The 24238-nt window shown below is 29.3% G+C and carries 18 protein-coding genes and 1 pseudogene; 16 read left to right on the forward strand and 3 right to left on the reverse strand.

Annotation, left to right across the window (positions count from 1 at the left end):
- Positions 1 to 90: 90 nt before the first annotated feature.
- Complete coding sequence (locus L3B98_RS22895) at positions 91 to 990, reverse strand: ROK family protein (RefSeq protein WP_238918371.1); 900 nt, start codon at positions 988 to 990, stop codon at positions 91 to 93.
- Between the two features lie 775 nt (positions 991 to 1765).
- Here L3B98_RS22895 and L3B98_RS22900 point away from each other — a divergent pair.
- The 14 genes and pseudogenes from L3B98_RS22900 to L3B98_RS22965 all read left to right on the forward strand — a co-directional run bounded on the left by L3B98_RS22900 (position 1766) and on the right by L3B98_RS22965 (position 21051).
- Positions 1766 to 3763 carry a methyl-accepting chemotaxis protein gene (locus L3B98_RS22900; RefSeq protein WP_238918372.1) on the forward strand — a complete coding sequence of 666 codons (1998 nt, stop codon included), beginning with the start codon at positions 1766 to 1768 and terminating at the stop codon, positions 3761 to 3763.
- 247 nt (positions 3764 to 4010) lie between these two features.
- The gene (locus L3B98_RS22905; protein WP_238918373.1) at positions 4011 to 6137 is read left to right on the forward strand and encodes a methyl-accepting chemotaxis protein; all 2127 of its coding nucleotides are present in this window, start codon (positions 4011 to 4013) and stop codon (positions 6135 to 6137) included.
- A 497-nt stretch (positions 6138 to 6634) separates the two neighbouring features.
- Positions 6635 to 7114, forward strand: coding sequence for a methylated-DNA--[protein]-cysteine S-methyltransferase (locus L3B98_RS22910; RefSeq protein ID WP_238918374.1), 480 nt, complete (start codon positions 6635 to 6637; stop codon positions 7112 to 7114).
- A gap of 40 nt (positions 7115 to 7154) precedes the next feature.
- Entirely contained in the window at positions 7155 to 7985 is an 831-nt protein-coding gene (locus L3B98_RS22915) for a deoxyribonuclease IV (protein WP_238918375.1), read from the forward strand.
- A gap of 216 nt (positions 7986 to 8201) precedes the next feature.
- On the forward strand, positions 8202 to 8795 hold the full coding sequence (locus L3B98_RS22920) for a hypothetical protein (protein WP_238918376.1): 594 nt from the start codon (positions 8202 to 8204) through the stop codon (positions 8793 to 8795).
- Positions 8796 to 8815: 20 nt separating this feature from the next.
- Entirely contained in the window at positions 8816 to 9571 is a 756-nt protein-coding gene (locus L3B98_RS22925; protein ID WP_077360411.1) for a DeoR/GlpR family DNA-binding transcription regulator, read from the forward strand.
- Between the two features lie 162 nt (positions 9572 to 9733).
- Positions 9734 to 10540, forward strand: a complete 807-nt coding sequence (locus tag L3B98_RS22930) for a Cof-type HAD-IIB family hydrolase (RefSeq protein WP_238918377.1) — start codon at positions 9734 to 9736, stop codon at positions 10538 to 10540.
- 197 nt (positions 10541 to 10737) lie between these two features.
- Positions 10738 to 11037, forward strand: a pseudogene (locus L3B98_RS22935) (GxxExxY protein); the annotation flags it as partial.
- Positions 11038 to 11582: 545 nt separating this feature from the next.
- On the forward strand, positions 11583 to 14006 hold the full coding sequence (locus L3B98_RS22940) for a class I SAM-dependent DNA methyltransferase (RefSeq protein ID WP_238918378.1): 2424 nt from the start codon (positions 11583 to 11585) through the stop codon (positions 14004 to 14006).
- Positions 14000 to 15193 (forward strand): restriction endonuclease subunit S, encoded by a 1194-nt coding sequence (locus L3B98_RS22945; RefSeq protein ID WP_238918379.1) that lies wholly within the window; start codon positions 14000 to 14002, stop codon positions 15191 to 15193. Before L3B98_RS22940 ends, L3B98_RS22945 begins: the two co-directional genes overlap by 7 nt.
- 1 nt (position 15194) lies before the next feature.
- Complete coding sequence (locus L3B98_RS22950; RefSeq protein WP_238918380.1) at positions 15195 to 18284, forward strand: type I restriction endonuclease subunit R; 3090 nt, start codon at positions 15195 to 15197, stop codon at positions 18282 to 18284.
- Positions 18285 to 18992: a SprT family zinc-dependent metalloprotease gene (locus tag L3B98_RS22955; RefSeq protein WP_238918381.1), complete on the forward strand. Its 708-nt coding sequence runs from the start codon at positions 18285 to 18287 to the stop codon at positions 18990 to 18992. It abuts the gene before it with no gap.
- A gap of 216 nt (positions 18993 to 19208) precedes the next feature.
- Entirely contained in the window at positions 19209 to 20438 is a 1230-nt protein-coding gene (locus L3B98_RS22960) for an ATP-binding protein (protein WP_238918382.1), read from the forward strand.
- Complete coding sequence (locus tag L3B98_RS22965) at positions 20431 to 21051, forward strand: DUF4276 family protein (RefSeq protein WP_238918383.1); 621 nt, start codon at positions 20431 to 20433, stop codon at positions 21049 to 21051. The genes L3B98_RS22960 and L3B98_RS22965 overlap by 8 nt, the downstream gene beginning before the upstream one ends.
- A 39-nt stretch (positions 21052 to 21090) precedes the next feature.
- Here L3B98_RS22965 and L3B98_RS22970 read toward each other — a convergent pair whose 3' ends face one another.
- Positions 21091 to 21243 carry a hypothetical protein gene (locus tag L3B98_RS22970; RefSeq protein WP_238918384.1) on the reverse strand — a complete coding sequence of 51 codons (153 nt, stop codon included), beginning with the start codon at positions 21241 to 21243 and terminating at the stop codon, positions 21091 to 21093.
- Positions 21244 to 21312: 69 nt separating this feature from the next.
- Positions 21313 to 22128, reverse strand: coding sequence for an IclR family transcriptional regulator C-terminal domain-containing protein (locus L3B98_RS22975; protein WP_238918385.1), 816 nt, complete (start codon positions 22126 to 22128; stop codon positions 21313 to 21315).
- A gap of 219 nt (positions 22129 to 22347) precedes the next feature.
- On the opposite strand from L3B98_RS22975, the gene kduD reads away from it, so the two are divergent.
- Positions 22348 to 23130, forward strand: coding sequence for a 2-dehydro-3-deoxy-D-gluconate 5-dehydrogenase KduD (gene kduD / locus L3B98_RS22980; protein ID WP_077360415.1), 783 nt, complete (start codon positions 22348 to 22350; stop codon positions 23128 to 23130).
- Positions 23131 to 23193: 63 nt separating this feature from the next.
- Positions 23194 to 24141 (forward strand): sugar kinase, encoded by a 948-nt coding sequence (locus L3B98_RS22985; RefSeq protein WP_015390782.1) that lies wholly within the window; start codon positions 23194 to 23196, stop codon positions 24139 to 24141.
- The last annotated feature ends 97 nt before the right edge of the window (positions 24142 to 24238 follow it).

Here is a 24238-nt window from a genome sequence, read left to right on the forward strand (position 1 = left end):
AGTTACAGAATTAATAGATAATATTATATTCTGTTAAGGACTACTACAGTAGAGTACCTTTTAAATTGTCAATTTTTATATTAGTTAGAGCTACTTAACTGAATTAAAAGTTAAAAAATTATATAGAGCTCCAATTAGGTTTGCATCATTTTTAAATTTACATCTAACTACTTTTGGTTTTGGAACAAAGAATTCAAATCCATTATGATGTTTATCAATATTTTTTTGTATATATTCAATTAATATATCTTGACTGCTTATTCCACCACCAATTGCAAACACTTCAGGATCTAAAATACATTGTAAATTGAAAATTTGAATTGCTAGCTTATATGTAAAAGCATCTAATACTTTAAGAATGTCTTCATCACCATTATTTGCATATTCAAATATTTTGTGGCCGTCTAATTCTTCAGCAGGTATATTTTTCACTTTTGCAGCAGCACCTATTAGTCCCCTAGAACCATTTACTGATGCCCACCAATTGTCCTCGTTTTCTGCATCATGGATGTTAGTGCGTATGAAACTAAACTCACCAGCGAAAAAATTGTTCCCTTTATGAACTTTCTTATCTCTTATGATTCCGCCACCAATTCCAGTTCCAAGAACTACAACAACCCCATCATTACAGTCTTTTAAACGTCCATTCCAAACTTCGGCTAATGCAGCGCACTTACCATCATTTTCAATTGTAATTTTAGTAGGACATCTTTCTTGAAGAATTTTTACAATTTCTTTGTCATTATTATAGGTTAAGGCACCTCCAGTATGAGCATAACCTCTTTCGCTATCTAGGATACCAGGCATACTTATAGCTAAGCCTCCTATTTGGTCTTTGTACTCATCATATATACTACCAATTACTTCTACAAAATTTTCAATTTTATCAAGAGGAGTTGGTTTACTTCCCTTTTCTATAAAATTAAACTCTTCACTCATAAGTGCATATTTGATAGAACTTCCACCAATATCTAAAACTAAATAGTTCATGTTTTTACTCCTTTAAGCATATTTTATTTAAATTGATTAAATATTATATTGTTTACATAATTATAATAACTTACCAGAAAAACATTTTCAATAACGATATTACAATAATTAAATAGTAGATAGAGAATATATTTGTTAGAAATTCTAATTAAGGATGTTAATCCAGAAAATCTGTATTTGATATAATTATAAAATGAATATTAATTTATAGAATATGGAGCATATAAATATGTTCAGATATGTTGGAGATATAAATGCAATTTCTTTTGTTAGCATATTATAGATATCCAAATTAATAATTCAACTTATAAATGTAATATATATGTATTATTGAGAAATTATAATCATAACACTACACTAGAAATCAGATACATTTTTCTGGAAGCAGGCATGTGAAATTGAGCTGATGATGGTTCTTAATGGGGGCTTGTTTTATTTACAGCTTGTCCAGATTTTACATCTGGAACACGCTGAAATTACGACAAGCCGTCATTTAGAACCTTCCAGCGAAAATTTCACTAGTCCTGTGGAAGATAAATGTATCTGATTTAGGTAATTGTTGCATAAGTCTAATTTTCGATTAGGATATCTTTAGTGATAGTTTACAAAATCTAAATAGTTCAATTTAAGTTATATGAAATGGTAATATTATGTAGTATAATGTAGAAGTAGTAATTTTTTGCTGCTATATTTCAGGGGTTTTCTTTATTTAGAAAATTATATAATTTTAATGCAAAAGAAAAAGGAAAGATATTGGAAGGGGAGTCATCTGTTTATGAGAAGTATCAAAACAAAATTATCGGTATATTTTGGAATGCTAATTATAGGTATATGTTTAGCATTAGGAATTATAGCATACTATACAGCTAATTCTGCATTAACAAATAATGCAAAGGAAATGTTGGCTAGCACTTCTATACAAGCAGCTAATGTAGTAGAAAGTCGTTTGAATGCTAATTACGACATATTAGAAACAATAAGTCAAAGAAGTGAATTACAAGATTTTAATATTCCACTTCAACAAAAAGCAGATCTATTGAAGGCAGAAGCAAAAAGGACAGGTTTTACAAGTCTTGGATTTGGGGATTTGAATGGTGATGCTTATACAATGACACTTGCTCATGTTGTACTAAAAGATAGACCATATTATCAAGAAGCATTGAAGGGCAATAGGGTTATAACAGATCCTATAGTTAGTAAAGAAAATGGAAAATTAATAATAAATATGGCAGTACCAATTAAAAATGCGGATGGACGTGTTATTGGTGTATTAGTAGGTAATAGAGATGTAGCTGAATTAAGTTCAATTGTAAGCGATATAACTGTTGGAAAAAGTGGAAAGAGTTTTATTGTTAATAATGCAGGAATTACAGTTGCACATTATAATATAGATTCAGTTATGAATCAAAATAATATGATTGAAATGGGTGAAAAGGATCCGACACTCCAAAGTTTGGCAAATGTTATTAAAGAAATGGTACAAGGTAAAATAGGAACTAGCGAATATACATATCAAGGTGAGAAAAAATATCTTGCATATGCTCCAATAAAAAATACTAGTTGGTCTATTGGTATCAATGTGCCTGAAAATGAGGTTTTATCTCAATTAAATGTTTTAAAAATATCTATAGGTATAGCTTCAGTTGTTATTGTATTAATGGGACTAGCATTGACTTACATTTTAGCAAGAATAATTTCAAAAGGTGTAACTAAAATTTCTGATTACTTGAAAGTTATTTCAAAAGGAGATTTTACTGAAGAGGTTTCAGCAAAGGGACTAAAAGGTAAAGATGAAATTGGTGAAGCATTTAGATCAATAAAAGTTATGCAGGAGTCAATAATTGAAACAATTGCATCTATTAAAGAAAATTCAAATAATATTGACTTGAAAGCAAATGATTTGTCAAAGGTTTCTGAACAAATGACAGATACAGCTGAAAATGTATCTACCGCGATTCATGAGACTGCAAATGGTGTAAGCAATCAGGCAACTAATTTAATTGAAATAACAAATATATTAAATACATTTGGCAATAAGTTAGATTTGGTGGCTGAAGAAATTAAAACAATAGATGTAAAGTCAAATGGAATTACTAAAATGGCTGGTAGCAGTAATGAAGACATGAAGATGCTTATTGAATCAGTAAATATTGTAGGTTCTTCATTCAAAGAGTTTATGAATAAGATTGAAAAGTTAAACAAAAATATAGTTCAAATATCGGAAATTACAACATTGATAAATGATATATCAGAACAAACAAATTTATTAGCACTTAATGCTGCAATAGAGGCAGCGAGAGCAGGAGAATCAGGAAAAGGATTTGCAGTTGTTGCTGAGGAGATTAGAACTCTTGCAGAGCAGTCACAAGAATCTTCGAAGAATATAGATTCTTTAATTACTTCGATTTCCAGTGAAGCAAATGTAATTATAAAAAATACAGATGGTCTAAACAGTGAATTGGATAATCAAGTTGGAGTTATTAATACAGCACTCAAATCCTATGAAAATATAATATCTGAAATAAATGATATTGTGGCAAAAATAAAGACTGCAAATTCTGCTGTTTTAGAAATAAACAAAGAAAAAAATGAGATTTCAGACAAAATAGAAAATACATCTGCCGTAGCGGAAGAGGTTTCTGCATCATCAGAAGAAATTGATGCTTCAACAGAAGAAATGAAATCTGCATCATCAGAGGTTTCTGAATCAGCAAATGATTTAAATATAATGACCCAAGAAATGATTCAACAAGTTAATAAATTTAAAATATAAATAATTTAAAAGATAACTCTTATAATAAGTTAATTATTATAAGGGTTTTCTTTTTGATAAATTTGTAATTAGTATTAAGTATTGGTTTAGATGTATAATTTTAATATTTTTTTGTGGATTATCACAAAATTAAAAAAAACGTAGTATTGGTTAAATTTATATTATATAATCTACATATAGAATTGAATGATTACTTTTTCGTTTAATGTAAACGATATCTAGTAACGTACACTTGGAGGGATGAGCAATGAAAAAATATTTGAAGGATAAAAATAAGAAAGTACAAAAAAGTACTAAAAAAACGAAAGATAACAACATTCTATTTAAGTGTGAGCGTGTGATAAGAGGATCAAAGATTAAAGTAAGATTAATTATCTCTTATGGGTTGTTAGTTTTAATTCCATTATTAATTATAGGAATATCATCAGTATTACAATCTAAAAGTGCTATGAATAATAAAATTTCGAGTTTTTCATCTCAGATTGTAACACAAATAGGAGTTAATATTTCTAATGAGATGAGTAATAACTCAAATCTTGTAAAAACAGTAACAACAGATCCTCAATTACAAGATTATTTAGATAATAGATTAGTGAATGATTCTTTTTTAGATTTTTATAAAGTCAATAATCTTGCTAAGTCAATAGTAAGTAAGGCCAGCACAAGAAATGATATTATGAGTTTAGGAATAATAAGCAGTGATAATACCAAAATAGGTAGTTTTTCAACTAAATTTACAGAAGATATAAGAAAAAATCTATCGACTCTATCAGAAAAAGGAAAAGGAAAATTTGTATGGAGCTTACAGAAGAATTCATCAGGATATAGTATATATACAACTGCACAAGTTAACTCGATGACTAGCAATAGAACTTTAGGAGTAGCCTTTGAAGAATTAAGCCCAAAAGTATTTTTTAATTTATTTAAGAATGTTGATTTGGGTGCTGGTTCAGAGGTATTTATTGTTGATTCTAATGGGATGATAATAGCATGTGAGGATGAAACTTTAACAGGAACAGATTATAAAGATAAAAGTGTAATTGAAAAAATAATGGATACAGAAAAAAATATAGATGGTAGTGATGATTCAACAAAATCACAAAAGAGAAGTTTTACAACAAGTGATGGTCAAGCATTGGTTTCATATACACCTTTAAGCGGTTCAGATTGGTATATTGTAGGTAGAATCCCATATAGTTATTTAAATTCAGAATCTAATGTTTTGAGAAATAGTAATTTAATAGTTGGATTAATTTCATTTATACTAGCTATGCTTGTTGCTTTAGTAGTATCAAGGAGCATATCAAATCCTTTAGAAAAGCTAGTTGGACTTATGAATAAGGCAAAAGAAGGGGATTTAGCTATACAAATAGTGGATAATAGCAAAGATGAAATTGGTGAAGTAATAAGTGCATTTAATGATATGGTAAAAAAGATAAATACATTAATTGGCGAGGTTAAGCTATTAGCTGAAAATGTATCAAATAATACACAAATAATTACAGAAGTTTCAGAACATTCTTATGCATCCTCAGAAGAAATTGCAGCAACAATGGGTGAAATTACAAGTGGTGCATCAGATCAGGCTGTTAGTGTTGCTGAGGGAATGAATTATATGAATAAATTGGCTCAAGAAATAAATATGGTAAATGGTAAAACACAAAAGGTATCAACAGTTTTAGAAAAAACAAAACAAATGAAGAAGGATGCTATAATATCAGTTGAAACATTAAATAGTAAAGCACAGAAAACAAATGAAGAATCAGCTAAAATTGTTGGAGATGTTAATGATTTGAACTCTAATATCAAAGATATAAAGGCAATTGTAAAATTGATTGTTGATATAGCAGAACAGACTAATTTACTATCATTAAATGCAGCAATAGAAGCTGCAAGGGCTGGTGAGTCAGGAAAGGGATTTGCTGTTGTTGCAGAAGAAGTTCGAAAGTTAGCAGATCAATCAAAAGAATCATCAATTAAAATTAATAAAATTATAAATGATATTCAACATAAGGCAGAAGTTGTAGTAAAAGAAGCTACTAATTCTAGTGTTATAATGGAAGAACAAATGAGTGCTGTAGAACAGACCGATACTGCATTTAAAACAATATTTGAAGGTATGGATCAAATAGAAGATCAATTGAAGGAAATGGTAACATCAATTAATGAAATAGTTTCATCTAAAGATAAGACTAAAGTGGCCATGGAGAATATTTCTTCTGTTTCAGAAGAAACTGTTGCAACCACAGAGCAGGTATCAGAAGCAACTCAGGAACAAATTACAGGAAGCCAGAAAGTTGCAGAATTTGCTCAAGAATTAAATGAAGTAGTTCAAAAATTAAATGATGCTATATCACAATTTAAAGTGAAATAAAGTGTTATAGATATCCAAATAAAGAATTAGACTTATGCAACAATTACCGAAATATGATACAATTATCTTCCGCAGGACTAGTGAAATTTTCGCTGGAAGGTTCTAAATGTGGGCTTGTCGTCATTTCAGCGTGTTCCAGATGTAAAATCCTGGACAAGCTGAAAATGAAACAAGCCCACATTAATACCCTTCAACAGCTCAATTTCACATGCCTGCTCCAGAAAAAATGTATCATATTTCTAGTGTAGTTTAGTAATTTTAATTTCTAAATAGTGCATACATATTCCATTTATATTGTTTTTTTATAAATAAGCAGGTAAATTAATGTTATGTATAAGTTCTAATTAATATTGTACATATTAATTCAAGAAGTAGCAAAGGGATTTACTAATTGATTAATAATTGAATAAGGATAATTGGAATATATATATAAATTTTTTGGGGGGTAATATAATTTAGCTGTTAATAAATAATAATAATTTGAAATGGGGAGTATAATGAAAAGCATATTTTATTATGAAAGTAAAATTGGACGGATTAAAATGGAAGAAAGTGGAATAGCAGTAACTAAATTAGATTTTGTAAGTAATGATGATAAAGAGAATATTATAGAAGGAAGTAAAACTGAATTGCTAATTGAAATAGTAAAGCAATTAGACGAATATTTTGATGGAACACGCAAAGTTTTTGATTTACCCATTGAACCAGAAGGAACGGAATTTCAAAAGAAAGTTTGGAAAGCATTAATAGAAATTCCATATGGAGAAACAAAAAGTTATGGTCAAATTGCTAAAATAATTGGAAATGATAAGGCAGCAAGAGCTGTTGGAATGGCTAATAACAAAAATCCTATAGCAATTATTATTCCATGTCATAGAGTTATTGGAGCTAATGGAAAGTTAGTTGGTTATGCAGGAGGACTTGAATTAAAGGAAAAGCTTCTTGAATTAGAAAAGAGGAGTATTATAGTTGAATAATACTTATAAAATTATTGTTTTAAGATAGGGAGGAAATAAGATGCTAAAGATAGGATGTCATCTATCAAATTCAAAGGGATTTAGAAACATGGGCATGGAGGCTCTTAAAATAGGAGGGAATACCTTTCAATTTTTCACTCGAAATCCAAGAGGGAGTAAAGCAAAAGCTATAAACGAAGAAGATGTAGCTGAATTTTTAAAATTAGCTAAGGAAAATAATTTTGTGAAAATATTAGGGCATGCACCGTATACTTTAAATGCATGTTCAGCTGATGAAAATACAAGGATTTTTGCAAAAGAGGTAATGGAAGACGACTTAGCTAGAATGGAATACATACCAAATAACTTTTATAATTTTCATCCGGGGAGCCACGTTAAACAAGGGGTAGAAGTCGGGATTAAATATATTTCTGATATGTTGAATGAAGTTTTGAAACCGGATCAAACAACAACAGTATTACTTGAAACAATGGCTGGAAAAGGAACTGAAATTGGACGCACCTTTGAAGAATTAAGAGAAATATTAAATCGTGTGGAATTATCAGATAAGATGGGTGTATGCATGGATACTTGCCATGTACATGATGCTGGGTATGATATTGTTAATGATTTAGATGGAGTTCTAGAAAAATTTGATAAAGTAATTGGATTAAATAGATTATGTGCTATTCATTTAAACGATAGTATGAATTCATTGGAAAGTCATAAGGATAGACATTCAAAAATAGGAGAAGGATTTATTGGATTAGAAGCTATTACAAACATAATTAATCATCCCAAATTAAAGAATATACCGTTCTTTTTGGAAACCCCAAATGAACTTGATGGATATGCAAGAGAGATAGCATTATTAAAGAGTATATATAAATAATTAATTAATATTATTAAAACGTCGTAATTTGATTATTACGTCGTTTTTTTATTAGGAAATTAAAGAACAATTTGAGTGAGATGTAAATGTACAATGAATAATCGTAGGCATGAATTATTGAATGTAGAATAAGAGTAAAGTATTTCAAAGATAATTACTTAAAATTGTTGAAAAAATACTTAAAAGTACTTATAATTATTATAGGGAGGGAATAATATGGTTAATGAAAATGTTATCTTATCGTATAAAGAGAGATTAAATTTAAATATCAAAGAAAAGAAAAAAATAGTTGAAAAAGCTATGAAGTTTATCCATGATAATGGAAAATATTTTTTTGATGTTTCTACTAGTATTCAATTTCTTGCTCAAGATTTAAATAAAGAAGTTACTGTATTTACTCATTCCTTAGATAATTTCAATATACTTTCAGAAAAATCAAATGTATTAGTAACTTTAATTTCTGGAGAATTTAATGCTAGAAATCGTTTCTTTTATAGAACAGATTATGAAAAATGCCTCAGTGAGGTTAAGTTTGATACAGCATTTTTAGGAGCTGGAGCTATAAGAAGCGATGGCATTTATTATGAAAATGAAGAAGATGCCCTTATCAAAAGAGAAGTTGTGAAAAGATCAAAAAAAGTAATTTTACTTGCAGAGCATCAGAAGTATGAAAAGATAGCTAAATACAAAGGTTTAGATTTAGATCAAGTTAACATTATTATTGTGGATCCAATATCAGTTTCTTTATTCAGATATATTACAGCGTCTCAAAATATTAATATTAATCCTAATAGCTTAGTCATTATATAAATTAAAAAGTGGGTGGTTTAATGCATCAAGAAGAAAGAATTTTAAAAGTATTAGCTTATTTAAATGAACATAACTATATGTCTATCCATGATATTTGTGAAATGTTTAATGTTTCAAGAGATACTGCTCGACGTGATATAGTTAGGCTCATAAATGAAGGAACAGCAATCAGGACTCATGGTGGAATTAGTCTACCAACTTTAAAAAATACAATAAAGGAATATAGAGAGCGAATAGAGGCTTATTCGGAGGAAAAGAAAATTATTGCTAAGAGAGCGATGGAATATATTGAAGAAGGAAAACATTATTTTTTTGATGTTTCTACTATAATAAGTCTTTTAGCACAGGAAATAAATAAACCTATTTGGGTACTCACACATTCATTAGATAATATTGAAATATTATCGGAGAAAAAAGATATTGAAGTACATTCTATTGGAGGGTGTCTTAATAAGCGAAATAGATTCTTTTATAAAGCAAACTATATAAGTTATCTTGAGAATATAAGACTTGATATTTCAATTTTAGGTGCAGCAGCCATAACAGAAGATGGAATATACTATGTAGATGAAGAAGATGCACTGGTTAAGCAAGCAGCTGTTAGAAAATCAAACTTTGTAGTTGTTTTAACTGAATATGAAAAATTTAAATTATTTAGTTATTATAAAGGAGTAAATTGGGAACAAATTGATGTGATAATTACTGATAAGCTGCCTCCTACAGTATTTGTAGATATAATAGAGGCAAATGATATAAAATTAATAATTGCAAAATAGAATAATATCTAAATTCAAAACTTCATATCTGTAGTGGTAATGACATTATATGGTAGTAAATAACGCAAGCTTATATCATAAAATAACGAAGTTAAAATACTTATATAATTATTTAGTTAAGGCTAATAAATTGATTTTTAAATAGTATTAGGAGTTGAGGTTATGAAAAATTTTAAAATGGTATGCTTAGATATTGATGGAACCTTGCTAAATTCGCAACATAAAATAACAGATAACGTAAAAGATACAATAAAAGTGATTGCAAATGAAAATAATATACCTGTAATTTTAGTTTCGGCTAGAATGCCTAAAGGAATAACTTTTTTGCAAAAGATATTAGAAATACAAGAACCAATAATTTGTTATAGCGGTGCTTTAATTCTAGATAAAGATAATAATGTCTTAGCAAATGAATTTATAGATGCAAGTAAGGTTGAGGAAGTATATAAATTAGCTGATGAATATAATATACATATGAGTGTGTACAAAGATGATGAGTGGTACATAAAAGAAATGGATTACTGGGCAAAACAAGAAAGTGAAATAACTAACATCACCCCTAATATAGTAGATTTTGAAGACTTAATACAATTGTGGAAGGCAGATGGGACTGGTCCAAATAAGATTTTGTGTATGGCAAATCCTAATGAAATAAGTTTATTAAAAGAGAGTATTAATTCTGATGGACTGAATATATATCCATCCAAACCAACATATTTAGAAATCATGCCAAATATGACATCTAAAACTTCTGCAATTAATTGCTTACAAAGGAAATTAATTGTTCAGCAAGAAGAAATAATAGCTATTGGAGACAACTATAATGATATAGATATGCTAAAATACGCAGGACTTGGAATAGCCATGGGAAATGCACCAGATGAAGTAAAAAAGTGTGCAAACTGTGTTACCTTAACAAATGATGAAGATGGAGTTGCCGAAGCTTTAAAAAAATACATTTTAATGTAAATCAAGCTTTTTATGATGAATCAATTAGAAATATTATTATCTTTTTTGTATTTGGTGTTTCTTTTAATAAGAGCTTAATTTGGATATAATATAAAGTAGTATATTATATGACAATAAAAGCTAGAAAGAGAGAAGGTATGATTAATTGAGCAAAAGATTCAATAGCACTGGTGTTTGCGTTTCGAGAAAACATTATATTAGCTTTTATAAAACCAATAATAAATGGAACAGGCTTTGATTTTAAGGAAGTCCAAATTTCAGAAGAAAAGAGATTAGATGTAGTAATAACCTATAATAGTTTTAAGTATACAATTGAAATGAAAATTTGGAGAGGTCAAAAATATCATGAAGCTGGAGTAAAGCAGCTTTGTGATTATTTAGAAATACATGGTTTAGATAGAGGATATCTTTTGATATTTGATTTTAATAAGAATAAAGAGTCTAAGGAAGAAAGAACGAATATAGAAGGAAAAGATATTTTTCAAGTGTATGTTTAGGTTTTAATCATAGATAAACAAATTTGAGATTTGACTTATTTTGTAGTGATTTTTAGCATAAACAATAGATCTAATCATCTTTTTATATTGGTTAAAATGGTTATAAATTAATGAAACTGATTCAAAGAGTTCCTCAATGAAAATATATGCACTAGTAGTAAAAATACAATTTTTTAATTTATTCCAGATATTCTCTTGTGGATTTAGCATCGGAGAATATCTAGGGGTATTAATTAGAAATAGCTCACCATAATTTTGATAAATATATTCTACAAGAAGAGGACAAGTTCACACATTTCAAATAAAATCAAAATAATTTGGATGTGTCTTTAATACTACATTAATCAAATCATCAAACATTTCAGCACTAAATGTTGCTTTGCGACCACCCAATGTCGTCAACTTAGCAAAATAATAATGAAAAAATTACTACAAAATTCCTTGAAATTAGTGTTAGTTTATTTGAGAATAAATGTTATAATTATAATAAAATAATATGTAACTAAATATAAAGGTTATCGATTGGTTTAAACGGAGGAAAAATAATGGCTATTAAAAAGAGTGAATTATACAGCTCATTATGGGAAAGTTGTAATAAGCTTAGAGGTGGAATGGATGCCTCTCTTTATAAAGATTATATTTTAACATTACTATTTGTTAAGTATGTAACGGATAGATATAAAGGTGATAGATATGCAGAAATCATAGTATCAGATGGTGGAAGCTTTGACGATATTGTTGCTCTAAAAAATGACCCAAATATCGGGGAGAAAATGGATAAAGTAATATCAAAGTTGGCTGGAGATAATAATCTTAAAGGCATTATTGATGTTGCACAATTTAATGATGAAGAAAAGATTGGCAAAGGCCAAGAAATGGTAGATAAGCTTACTGAGCTTATTGGTATATTTCAAAATTCAAAGTTGGATTTTAAAAAGAATAGAGCTGGTGGAGATGATATTTTAGGTGATGCCTATGAGTTTTTAATGCAGAAATTTGCAACAGAGTCAGGAAAGAGCAAAGGGCAATTTTATACTCCCGGAGAAGTTTCAAGGGTAATAGCTAAGGTTATAGGAATATCTAATGCTACAAGTTCAGCGCAAACATTATATGACCCAGCTTGCGGTTCTGGTTCGTTACTTATTCGTGCTGCCAATGAAGCTCCAGTAAATATAACAATCTATGGCCAAGAAAAAGACGTACCAACAGCAGGCCTCGCACAAATGAACTTGGTTATTCATAATAAAGGATTAGGGAAAATAGCAAGAGAAAATACGCTTGCGCATCCTTCTTATAAAGATGGGGATTCACTTAAACGCTTTGATTTTTGTGTTGCTAACCCACCTTTCTCGTTAAGTGCGTGGGGACTTGGATTTGATTCAAGTAATGATTTATATGGTAGATTTAAAGATTATGGCCAGCCACCAGAAAAAAATGGAGATTATGCTTGGCTTTTACATATGATTAAATCCATGAAAAGTAGAACTGGTAAGGGTGCTATAATTTTACCTCATGGTGTCTTGTTTAGAGGAAATGCAGAAGCAATTATCAGAAAGAAAATTATTAAACGTGGTTACATAAAGGGGATAATAGGCTTACCTGCAAACCTTTTTTATGGAACAGGAATACCAGCATGTATTATAATTCTTGATAAAGAAAATGCAGCAGCTAGAAAAGGTGTTTTCATGATAGATGCAAGTAAGGGATTTATTAAAGACGGAAATAAAAATAGACTAAGAGAGCGAGATATTCATAAAATAGTTGATGTATTTACTAAACAATTAGAAATACCTAAATACTCAAGGTTAGTGCCATATGATGAGATAAAAAATGATAATGATTGCAATCTAAATATTCCACGTTACATAGATAGTAGTGAGCCTGAGGATATTCAAAATATTGAAGCACATTTAAAAGGTGGTATTCCAATATCTGATGTTAATAAATTTGAAAAATATTGGTCTGTTTATCCAGCACTTAAAACTGAATTATTTGCAGAAAATGATAGAGTTGGATTTTTAAAGCTTAATATAGACAAAGATGATATAAGAAATACTATATTTGATCATGAAGAATTTATTAATCATGCAAAAACTGTCCATATTGCTACAAATAAGTGGATAGATTTAAATAAAGAAAAATTAAGCAATCTTAAAGTTGGAGATAAGCCCAAAGAATTAATAAATGATATTGGTGAAAATATATTAGAAATTTTCTCTAAAGTATCTTTAATAGATAACTATGAAGTATATGAATGTCTTCTTAATTATTGGGAAAATACAATGCAGGATGATGTCTATGCAATTTGTTATGATGGATGGGAATCTGGAAGAGAAATTGAAATAGAGTATACTATTCCTAAAAAAGGAACTCCAAAAGAAAAGGGATTTGAAGGAAGAATCATACCTAAAGCTCTCATTATAAATGAATACTTTAGACAAGAACAAACTGATATAGAAAAGCTTGAAGCTGAAAGAGATGAAATAATAAGAGTTTATGAAGAGCTTTTTGAAGAGCATAGTGGAGAAGATGGTTTGTTATCTAAAGTTATTAATGATGGAAAAATTAAAAGTGCAGATTTAAAAGCAAGAATTAAAGAACTTAAAAATGATAAAACTGAACCAGATGAACTTGAAATATTGCTAGAATATGAAAAATTATTAAATAAAGAATCTGATTATAATAGAAAAATTAAAGAATCTAAGGAAGCACTTGATAAAAAAGTTAGATCACATTATGAGAAACTATCAATTGAAGAAATAAAATATATTATAGTAGATTTGAAATGGAATAAGTATATTTTTGAAGGCATTGATTCTATATATTCAGCAGTATCGCATAATCTGGCAAATGGTATAGTAGAGCTTGCAGAGAGGTATGAAACTACATTGTTGGAATGCGAGAGTGAAGTAGAAGAATATGAAGAAAAGGTAAAATCTCATTTGGAAAGGATGGGATTTGTATGGTAGATAATGTACCTGAAGGATATAAGAAAACTGAGGTTGGGATTATTCCAGAAGATTGGGATGTTTCTGAAGTTCAGTATGCATATCATATTTGCAATAATTTAAGATTTCCAATTAGCGAGCAAGTTAGAAAAGGTATGCAAGGGAAATACCCTTATTATGGACCAACAAAAATACAAGATTATATTAACCAGTATAGATTGGATGGCGAATATGCTCTTATAGGTGAAGATGGTGATCACTTTTTAAAATGGTCTACTATGCCAATGACTTTGTTAGCAACAGGAAAGTTCAATGTTAATAATCATGCACATGTTATTCAAGGAACAATAAATGAAACAAAGTGGTTTTATTGGTATTTTTATAATAAGGATATAACATCAGTCTTAAGTAGGCAAGGAGCTGGGAGATATAAGCTTAACAAGTCAACTCTCCAATCTATAAAAATGCCTATTCCTCCTAGAGATGAACAAACAGCCATAGCTAATTCTCTTTCTGATGTTAATAATCTCATAACTTCAATTGAAAAATTAATTATCAAGAAAAAAAATATTAAACAAGGAGTAATGCAAGAACTACTTACAGGGAGAAAAAGACTTGCTGGATTTAGTGAGAAATGGATTGAAAAGTATGTATACGAATTTGGGGATATTACAACAGGTTCGACGCCATCCACTTCAAAACTTGAATATTGGAATGGTAACATTCCTTGGATTACACCAACAGATATTGGGGAGAATAAAAATATTTCGAATTCTGAAAGACAGATAACTAAACAAGGTTTGAGTGTATTAAGACAATTAAGGCCGAATACTGTATTAATTACATGTATTGCAAGTATAGGTAAAAATGCTATATTGAGAGAAATTGGGGCTTGCAATCAGCAGATAAACGCAATTACAGTAAACCAGTATAATAATGTTGATTTTATCTATTATTTATTTGAGAATAATAAAAAATATTTGCTTTCAAAAGCAGGGATAACTGCAACTAATATAATTTCAAAGAAAGATTTTAGTGCAATTATTTTTAAAACTCCACCAACAATTGAAGAACAAACAGCTATAGCTCAAATACTATCAGATATGGATGCTGAGATAGAAAAATTAAAGCAAAAGTTAAAGAAATATAAGCAAATAAAGCAAGGCATGATGCAAGAACTTCTTACTGGGAAAAGGAGATTGATCTAATATGAAAATTGGGGAGAGAGAAATAATAACACAAAAGAGAGTAATTGACCTTTTTAAAGATAAATTGGGTTATAGCTATCTAGGGAATTGGCATCATAGGGAAAATAGTAATGTTGAAGTTGAATATCTTAAGAAATATCTTAATAGAGTTGGGTATTCACCTAATCTGATTAAGAAGGCTATTAGTGAATTTGTAAAGATTGCGGGAAATCAACAATCTGAGTTGTATGAAATCAACAAAGAAGTTTATTCGAAACTTCGTTATGGAGTGAAAGTTCGTGAAAATCCAACTGAAGCTCCTAAAACTATTATGTTTATTGACTGGGATAAGGCTGAAAACAATGATTTTTACATTGCTGAAGAAGTAACGGTTAAAGAAAATAATGTAAAGCGTCCCGATATTGTATTATATGTAAATGGTATTGCTCTTGGAGTTATAGAACTTAAGAGCAGTACAGTTTCTGTAAGTAAAGGAATTCGCCAAAATATTGATAATCAAAAGGATAACTTTATTAAACATTTCTTTTCTACAATGGGGCTTATAATGGCGGGGAATGATAATCAAGGAATTTCCTATGGGGTCATAGACACTGCTGAAAAATATTATCTTACATGGAAAGAAGATGTTACTGCATTAGATGAAAACTCAAAAAATATACGTTCTCTTTGTAATGCGGTGGATTATAAATTAGATAAAAATATTATTAGTCTATGTGAAAAAAGTAGATTTATTGAGTTACTTCATGATTTTATAGTATTCGATAGAGGAACAAAAAAAGCTTGTCGTCCAAATCAATATTTTGGAGTTAAAGCAGCACAACTTCGTATAAATAAACGCGAAGGTGGTATTATTTGGCATACTCAAGGTTCTGGTAAAAGTCTCACTATGGTTTGGCTTACTAAATGGATAAAGGAAAATAAGAAAGATTCACGTATTCTTATTGTTACTGATAGAACTGAACTTGATGAGCAAATAGAAAAAGTTTATAAAGGTGTAGAAGAAAAAATCTATAGAACTAAAAGTGGTAAGGATTTAATTAATAATTTAAATGAAGTTAATCCAGTTATCATGTGTTCACTTATTCACAAGTTTGGAAAGCATAGTGAAGATACTACAGATAAAGATTATGACAAGTATATAGAAGAATTAAAGCAGAGTTTACCAAGGGATTTTAGACCAAAGGGAGACTTATATGTTTTTGTTGATGAATGTCACAGAACTCAATCAGGTAAATTACATACAGCAATGAAATCTATTATGCCTGATGCAATATTTATAGGTTTCACTGGAACGCCTATATTGAAAAGTGATAAGAACTCTAGTGAGAAAATATTTGGATTACCTATTCATACCTATAAGTTTGATGAAGCTGTTTCTGATAAAGTCGTTTTAGATCTACGTTATGAATCAAGAGAAGTAAAACAAAATATTACTTCACAAGAAAAGATTGATGAATGGTTTGAGACTAAGACAAGAGGATTAACAGATGTTGCGAAAGCTCAGTTGAAACAAAAATGGGGAACCATGCAAAATGTTTTTAGCTCAAAATCACGATTAAATAAAATTGCAGTTGATATATATCATGACATTTCCACTAAAGGTAGATTGCAAAATGGCAGAGGTAATGCAATGCTTGTTGCTGGAAATGTTTATGAGGCATGCAGGTATTATGAGTTATTTCAACAAATTGGACTCAAAGAGTGTGCTATCATAACTTCTTATTCTCCAAGCATTTCAGATATTAAAGGTGAATCTGTTGATACTGATAGTGAAACACAAAAGCAATATAAACATGCTATATACGAAAAGATGCTTAATGGTAAAGAACAAAAGGCTTTTGAAAAAGATGTAAAAGACAAATTTGTAAATGAACCTGCAAAAATGAAACTATTGATTGTAGTGGATAAGCTTTTAACTGGATTTGATGCACCTAAAGCTACATACATATATATTGATAGGAAAATGAAAGATCATGGGTTGTTTCAAGCTATATGTCGTGTTAATAGGCTTGATGGAGAGGACAAGGACTATGGATATATTGTAGATTACAGGGACTTATTTAATAATCTTGAAAAAGCAGTTAAGGATTACACAACAGGTGCTTTTGCTGAGTATGACAAGGAAGATGTACAAGGGCTGCTTAAAGATAGATTTAGTGAAGCTAAAAATGATTTAGAGGAGATAATAGAAAATTTAAGTGCTCTTTGTGAACCTATAGATAATCCAAGAGGAACTCTTGAATGTCAGAGATATTTCTGTGGGATTAATATTGATGATATAGATGAATTAAAAGAAAATGAACCTAAAAGGGTACTTTTATATAAACTTGTAGCTTCATTAATACGTTCATATTCAGAAATTGCACCAGAAATTAAAGATTTAGGATATGATACAGCACAAGCAATAGCATTGAAAAAAGAAGTTGAAAATTATATTAAACTTCGAGATAAGATAAAAGTTGCTAGTGGTGATTATACTGATCTTAAGAAATATGAACCAGATATGAGATATTTAATCGATACTTATATAAACGCAGAGGCCGTTACTAAAGTGTCGGCATTAGATGACATGTCATTAATAGATGTTATTGTAAATTGTGGAGTTGACTTTGTTAATGAACTACCTGAGGATATAAAAGAGAATAAGGAATCTGCAGCAGAAACTATTGAGAACAATGTAAGAAGAAGGATAATTGAAAAAACAGAAACAAATCCTAAATACTTTAAAAGAATGTCTATTTTATTAAATGAGTTAATAGAACAAAGAAGAAGAGATGCCATTAGTTATGAAGAATATCTTAAAGAAGTAGTTGAGCTTAGTAGAAAAGTTCAAGAAGAAGAAAATGATACAAGCTATCCAGAGAATATAAGAACCTCAAAGGCATTAATGGCTATATATGATAAATTAGATCAAGACGAAGAACTAGCTAAGAAATTGCATTATAAAATATTATCAGAGAGACAAGATAGCTGGAGAGGTGATTCAGCAAAATCAAGACTTATAAAAGGAATAATTTATTCATGTGTTGGAGATGATGAAGATAAAATAGAAGAAATCTTTAAAATAGCTGAAAATCAAGGAGAATACTAAGTGGGAAACTTAACAATTAACGGTATTGAAGTAGAAATACAAAAGAAGAATATAAAGAATTTACATTTATCAGTATTACCACCAAAAGGAAAGGTCAGAGTTTCTGCTCCCGATAGCATGAATGATGATGCTATTAGAATATTTATTATTACAAAGATCGGTTGGATAAAAAAGCAACAAGAAAAATATAAAAATCAATTAAGACAGTGCGAGCGTGAATATGTTTCAGGAGAAAGTATTTATCTTTGGGGTAAAAGATATCGTCTTGATGTAGTGTATTCTAATATTTGTAATGATGTCAAAATTAAAGGTAATAAATTAATATTTCGAGTACGGCAAGCAAGTACAACAGAGCAGCGTGAAAATGTACTTAACGACTGGTATCGTAAAAATATAAAAGAGGAAATACCACAGCTTTTAGAAAAATGGCAAAAGATTATAGGGGTCACTGTAAGTGATTGGGGCGTTAAAAATATGAAAACTCGTTGGGGAACTTGCAATATTGAGGATAAACGTATATGGCTTAATCTTCAGCTTGTTAAGAAACCTTTTGAGTGTCTGGAATATGTTATGGTTCATGAATTAGTTCATTTACTAGAAAAAAATCACAATAAGATATTTATAAGTTATATGGATGAATTTTTGCCTAACTGGCGAAAAATTAAAGAAGAATTAAACTCTCTAATTCTTGATTATATGGAAGAGTAATTTTGAAAAAGTAAATATTAAATATGGTTTTGCTAGGTTTATAAATTGAACTAATATCAGTTTATAAACCTAATTTTTTATGGTTTAAAATTGTAAAATATTTTTTGTGGGAATTTCAAAACATTGTAATAAGCTTTATAAAATGGTATATTAGTATTAAAATAAGGTAATAATACATAAAAATAATATTAATGAATATAAAAAAAGAGGTGTATTATGAAAATAACATCGATAAAAATAAAAGGTTACAAAAACCTTTTGGATTGTACCTACAATATTGATAATTTTAATGTGTTAATTGGTGCAAATAACAGTGGCAAATCTAATTTGCTTGAAATATTTTCTTTTCTTGATGATATAATTTCTGGAAGTGATGATGTTAGAACGAATATATTTAATGGAAATTCATCTAGAGGAAAAATTGCATCAGACTACACTCCATTTTTGAAAGATTCAAATATTTCTCTTGAATTAGAATTTCAAGATGACATAGGTGAAGAGCGTTTTAAATATATATATTATTTGGAGATTAAAACAGTTGAAGAATTCCGTAAGAGTAATGGACATATTATAAAAGAATTTCTTAAATATAAAAACATTAAAAAAACTGGTTCTATGATAACAGTTTTTGAGAGAAACGATGCAACTGTAAATGTTTTAAGGAATGGTAAGATTAGCAAAATAGATAATACGCAATCACTTCTTACACTTATAAGTAAAATTAGTGATATAAAAGAAAGTTTAGAGAAAGAAGCTCAAATTGGAATTAATGATGTTTTTATTATTGCTAAAACTCCAGTTATATATAGTTCTGCTAATGAGATAAGAGAGGCATTTTCATTTGAAAAAAGAGAGTCAATGTCTGTAATTAAAAATGGTAGAATTGCAACTATTGATATTTTGAATAAAATTGAACAAATTTTAAATTCTGATGAAAAGGAATATTTTGAGGAGATCTTAGAGGATATCCTAAAGTTAGTTATTAAAATTAATACTATTAAAGTTAGTAACACTACACCAGCAATCAAATATATTACAGTTCAATATATAAATAATGATGGTTCATTAAGCGAATATGAAAACAATGTTATTCAGCTCTCTGATGGTACATTGACAGTACTTAACATTTTAACTTGTCTTGCTTCAAATGTATATCCTGTACTTGCTATAGAAGAACTTGAAAATTGTATTCATCCTAAGCTTTTAAAGAAACTAATAGAAATTATACGCAGAGAATTTTCGGATATTCAGCTTATAATAACTACCCATTCACCAGTTCTTATTAATATGGTTAATCTAGAAAGTGTAAGTTATATTGCAAATAAAAACTATGAAGGTGCCAAGATAGAAGCGATTAAAAATAGAAAAGATTTAGTTAAGGAGCTTAGCGGTCCGTTCAGTAATTTTAGTGATATATTTGAGTTACTGGGGGATGAAAATGGCTAAGGAAACACGAAAGAAACTCTTATATATATTTCTAGAAGGAAATACAGAAGATGTATTTTACAAGAAAATTGCAGATAAGTATCTAAAGTCAATCTCCAAAAAATACAAAAATTTAAAAACCGGCACAAATATAAACGCTCAAATAGTAAAATATCTTTATCATTTTATAAAGGATAATTCAAACTCAAAATATGATTTATATGTTTATGCCTTTATTGATAAGGAAGGGGCTAGAAGTGATGTTTCTGAATTTAATGCAACCGCTATTTTAAAAGAACTTAAAAAAGAAAAAGTGAAAATTGCAAATATAAAAGAAATTGCTGCAATTGAAGCTATATTTATGATTGAAAGTTGGTTTTTTCATGACTTAGAGGGTATATGTAAATATATTAATTTAGAGTGCACAGAAACTTTAAAAAGAAATTATTCAAATACTGAAAAATTTAAAAATACTGATCTTGTAGCTCTTTTTAGAAAAGGAAAAGGTAAGAGACTTTACAGAAAGGGCGAGGAAAGTTTTTTAAATTCCCTTGATATTGAAAAAATATATAATAATTGTGATGATTTAAGGAGGGGAATTGAAGATATTATAGAAACGCTTGGTCAAAAGTAAATATTATAACAGTTTGTTAAAAGATAATTATTATATTTCTCATATCCTAGTGCCTTCATCCATTTCTGCTTCCAAAGCTTCTTGCAAAACATCTCTAAACGTATCTTTTAATACGTTTAGTATATTATTGGCATTAGTAAAATTCTGCTCCTTTATATATTTTCTTAATAAATCTTTCGACACATTGCCCATAAAGAAAACTCCTTCTTGTAATAATTTGTTATCTCAATTATTGCCAAGAAGGAGTTGGCTTTATTTAGTTCACACAAAATTTTTTACAGAGCCGCTAATATACCCCATTAATTTGCTTATATTTTTTGAAACCGTCATAAACTCATCTTTATATTTAAGGAGGTCATCCATTGAATTAAATAAAGTGACTGATGAAAGGCTTGTTGCAGCTATGATTTTATTGGTTCTATCAAAAATTGGAACAGCTATACAAATCACACCAGTATCATATTCTATATTGTCGAGTGCATATAAATTCTTTCTTATTTCATGAATTTCCTCTAGTAAAATATCTATAGAAGTTATAGTATTTTCAGCATATTTGATAAAGTTGGTATCTTTCAATATATTTCTTATTTCATCATCAGTGAATTGGGACAATAAAAGTTTTCCAGAAGCAGTACAATAGGTCGGAGCTTTTTTTCCAATACTTGATGACATAGTTATATTTCTATTTGTATTTTCAGACGATACTTTATCTACATAAATTATATTTGAGAAGGATTCATCAGGAACACAAAGGTGTATAACCTCATCAAATTTATTTGCAAATTCGTAAATATAAGGTCTAGCTATATTTATTAAATCCATGCTGCTTATTATTGAAGCTGATAAATTTAGAATTTTAATTCCAAGTTGATATTTGTCAGTTTCTTTATTTTGAGTTACATATTCTTTAGATTTTAATGTTGTAATAATTCTATGGATAGTACTTTTGCTTAATCCTAAATTTTTTGATAATTCCATTATGCCACAGCCTTTTGGATATTGAGCTAGAGAATCTAGTATATCTAAGGCACGCTCTACTGATTGAACTAAATTAGAATTATTTGAGTCTTCAGCCATGTTAATCCTCCTGTCAATTATATCTTTATATTACATTGTAATAGCTAATGCAGATTTTAACAAATAAAAAATTTATTTTTTCCTATAACTCTTCATTGACAATTATTGAGGATAATATTAAAATTAAGTTAGAAAAATGAAACGTTGTTCCACAATGCGGAACATTATATGCTTAATATTTTTAAACCTCAAATAAAAATAGTATGGAGGCGAAAGAAAATGTCAAACATTTTAAATGAATTTTCAATGGATTTCTTCAAATTAGATGGAAAAGTAGCTGTGGTTACAGGTGGGAATACTGGACTTGGTCAAGCATATGCTGTAGCTTTAGCTAAGGCAGGAGCAGACTTAGTAATAACAACTCACGGTAGGAATTGGGAAGAAACTGCAGAATTAATTGAAAAAGAAGGAAGAAAAGTTGTATTTGTTCAAGCAGACTTGACCAATAAAGAAGATAGAAAAAATGTGGTTAAAACTGCAATTGATAACTTTGGGAAAATAGATATATTAGTAAATAATGCTGGAACTATAAGAAGAGCACCACTTTTGGAATATAAGGAAGAAGATTGGGATGCAGTTATGGATATTAATCTAAATGCTGTATATTTCTTAAGCCAAGATGTAGCTAGAATAATGGTTGAGCAAGGATCAGGAAAGATAATTAATATTGCATCAATGTTAACATTCCAAGGTGGAAAATTTGTTCCACCGTACACGGCAAGTAAGCATGGAATAGCAGGTATAACAAAAGCTTTTGCAAATGAGTTAGCATGTAAGAACATTCAAATAAATGCAATAGCACCAGGATATATAAAGACAGCAAATACAGAACCAATAAGAGCTGATAAAGCAAGAAATGCAGAAATACAAGGAAGAATACCAGCAGATAGGTGGGCAGATCCCTTTGATTTAATGGGAGCAGTAGTATTCCTAGCAAGTAGAGCTTCAGATTATGTTAATGGACATGTATTAGCAGTTGATGGAGGATGGTTAGTAAGATAGATAATAGTTTATGTAAATGAAATTAACGATGACCCCATATAAATTGAAAGAGGTGTATTATTAATGGATGTAATAACTATAGGAGATGCAATGATTGCAATGTGTCCAAGCAAGAAAGGACCAATAATGTTTTGTGATACTTTTGAAAGAAAATTAGGAGGAGCAGAACTAAATGTTGCAATAGGTTGTGCAAGATTAGGAATTCAATCAGGATGGATAAGCAGACTTGGAAATGATGACTTTGGAAAATATATATTAAAAACTGTAAGAGGTGAAGGTGCTGATATCTCAGAAGTTAAGCTTGTAGATGGATATCCAACATCAGTTTACTTTAGAGAAGTCTTAGCTGATGGTTCAAGCAGATCGTTTTATTATAGAGAAAAATCACCAACAAGTACTATGAAATGTGAAGACTTAAATGAAGAATATATTAAACAAGCAAAAGTACTTCATATTACAGGAGTCTTTCCTTCAATAACTAAAAATAATCAAGCTATAATATTAGAAGCAGTAAAATTAGCAAAAAAACATAATGTGCTTGTATCTTTTGATCCTAATATTAGATTGAAAATGTGGACAAAGGAAGAAGCAAAAGCCTATATAGAAAAGCTGTTACCAGATGTAGATATTATATTAATTGGTGATGAAGAAATAGAAATTCTTTTAGGTGACATATCTATGGAAGCTGCAATAAAAACTTTCCATGATTATGGAATTGGAAAAGTTATTGTTAAAAAGGGAGCTAAAGGAGCACTTGGTTCAGATGGAAAAAATATTTATGAAGTAGATGCTATTAAGCCAAAAGCTTTAGTTGATACTGTAGGAGCTGGTGACGGATTTGCAGCAGGTTTCTTAACGTCACTAGTTCAAGGCAAAACCTTAGAAGAATGTGTTAAGTTTGCTAATGCAGTTGGATCTTTAGTAGTAGGGGTTGAGGGTGATAATGAAGGCCTACCTTATTATGAAGATGTTTTAGTTCATATGGGACAATCAAAAAAAATAGAAAGATAATTAATCAGTTATGAGTTAGGAGTTGTGGAGAAATATTAGAAGAACCAGATAAAAAATTTGGATATTCACTTTTCCTTTAAAATTTCATCATCTAACT

The sequence above is a fragment of the Clostridium sp. YIM B02555 genome (genome assembly GCF_022320955.1).
Taxonomy (GTDB): domain Bacteria; phylum Bacillota; class Clostridia; order Clostridiales; family Clostridiaceae; genus Clostridium; species Clostridium saccharoperbutylacetonicum.

Coding starts and splice junctions, on each gene's coding strand:
- L3B98_RS22915 (WP_238918375.1), top strand. CDS start 7,155: ATGCTAAAGATAGGATGTCATCTATCAAATTCAAAGGGATTTAGAAAC.
- L3B98_RS22940 (WP_238918378.1), top strand. CDS start 11,583: ATGGCTATTAAAAAGAGTGAATTATACAGCTCATTATGGGAAAGTTGT.
- L3B98_RS22975 (WP_238918385.1), bottom strand. CDS start 22,128: ATGGCTGAAGACTCAAATAATTCTAATTTAGTTCAATCAGTAGAGCGT.
- L3B98_RS22920 (WP_238918376.1), top strand. CDS start 8,202: ATGGTTAATGAAAATGTTATCTTATCGTATAAAGAGAGATTAAATTTA.
- L3B98_RS22965 (WP_238918383.1), top strand. CDS start 20,431: ATGGCTAAGGAAACACGAAAGAAACTCTTATATATATTTCTAGAAGGA.
- L3B98_RS22950 (WP_238918380.1), top strand. CDS start 15,195: ATGAAAATTGGGGAGAGAGAAATAATAACACAAAAGAGAGTAATTGAC.
- L3B98_RS22900 (WP_238918372.1), top strand. CDS start 1,766: ATGAGAAGTATCAAAACAAAATTATCGGTATATTTTGGAATGCTAATT.
- L3B98_RS22960 (WP_238918382.1), top strand. CDS start 19,209: ATGAAAATAACATCGATAAAAATAAAAGGTTACAAAAACCTTTTGGAT.
- L3B98_RS22985 (WP_015390782.1), top strand. CDS start 23,194: ATGGATGTAATAACTATAGGAGATGCAATGATTGCAATGTGTCCAAGC.
- kduD (WP_077360415.1), top strand. CDS start 22,348: ATGTCAAACATTTTAAATGAATTTTCAATGGATTTCTTCAAATTAGAT.
- L3B98_RS22930 (WP_238918377.1), top strand. CDS start 9,734: ATGAAAAATTTTAAAATGGTATGCTTAGATATTGATGGAACCTTGCTA.
- L3B98_RS22925 (WP_077360411.1), top strand. CDS start 8,816: ATGCATCAAGAAGAAAGAATTTTAAAAGTATTAGCTTATTTAAATGAA.
- L3B98_RS22905 (WP_238918373.1), top strand. CDS start 4,011: ATGAAAAAATATTTGAAGGATAAAAATAAGAAAGTACAAAAAAGTACT.
- L3B98_RS22945 (WP_238918379.1), top strand. CDS start 14,000: ATGGTAGATAATGTACCTGAAGGATATAAGAAAACTGAGGTTGGGATT.
- L3B98_RS22910 (WP_238918374.1), top strand. CDS start 6,635: ATGAAAAGCATATTTTATTATGAAAGTAAAATTGGACGGATTAAAATG.
- L3B98_RS22970 (WP_238918384.1), bottom strand. CDS start 21,243: ATGGGCAATGTGTCGAAAGATTTATTAAGAAAATATATAAAGGAGCAG.
- L3B98_RS22895 (WP_238918371.1), bottom strand. CDS start 990: ATGAACTATTTAGTTTTAGATATTGGTGGAAGTTCTATCAAATATGCA.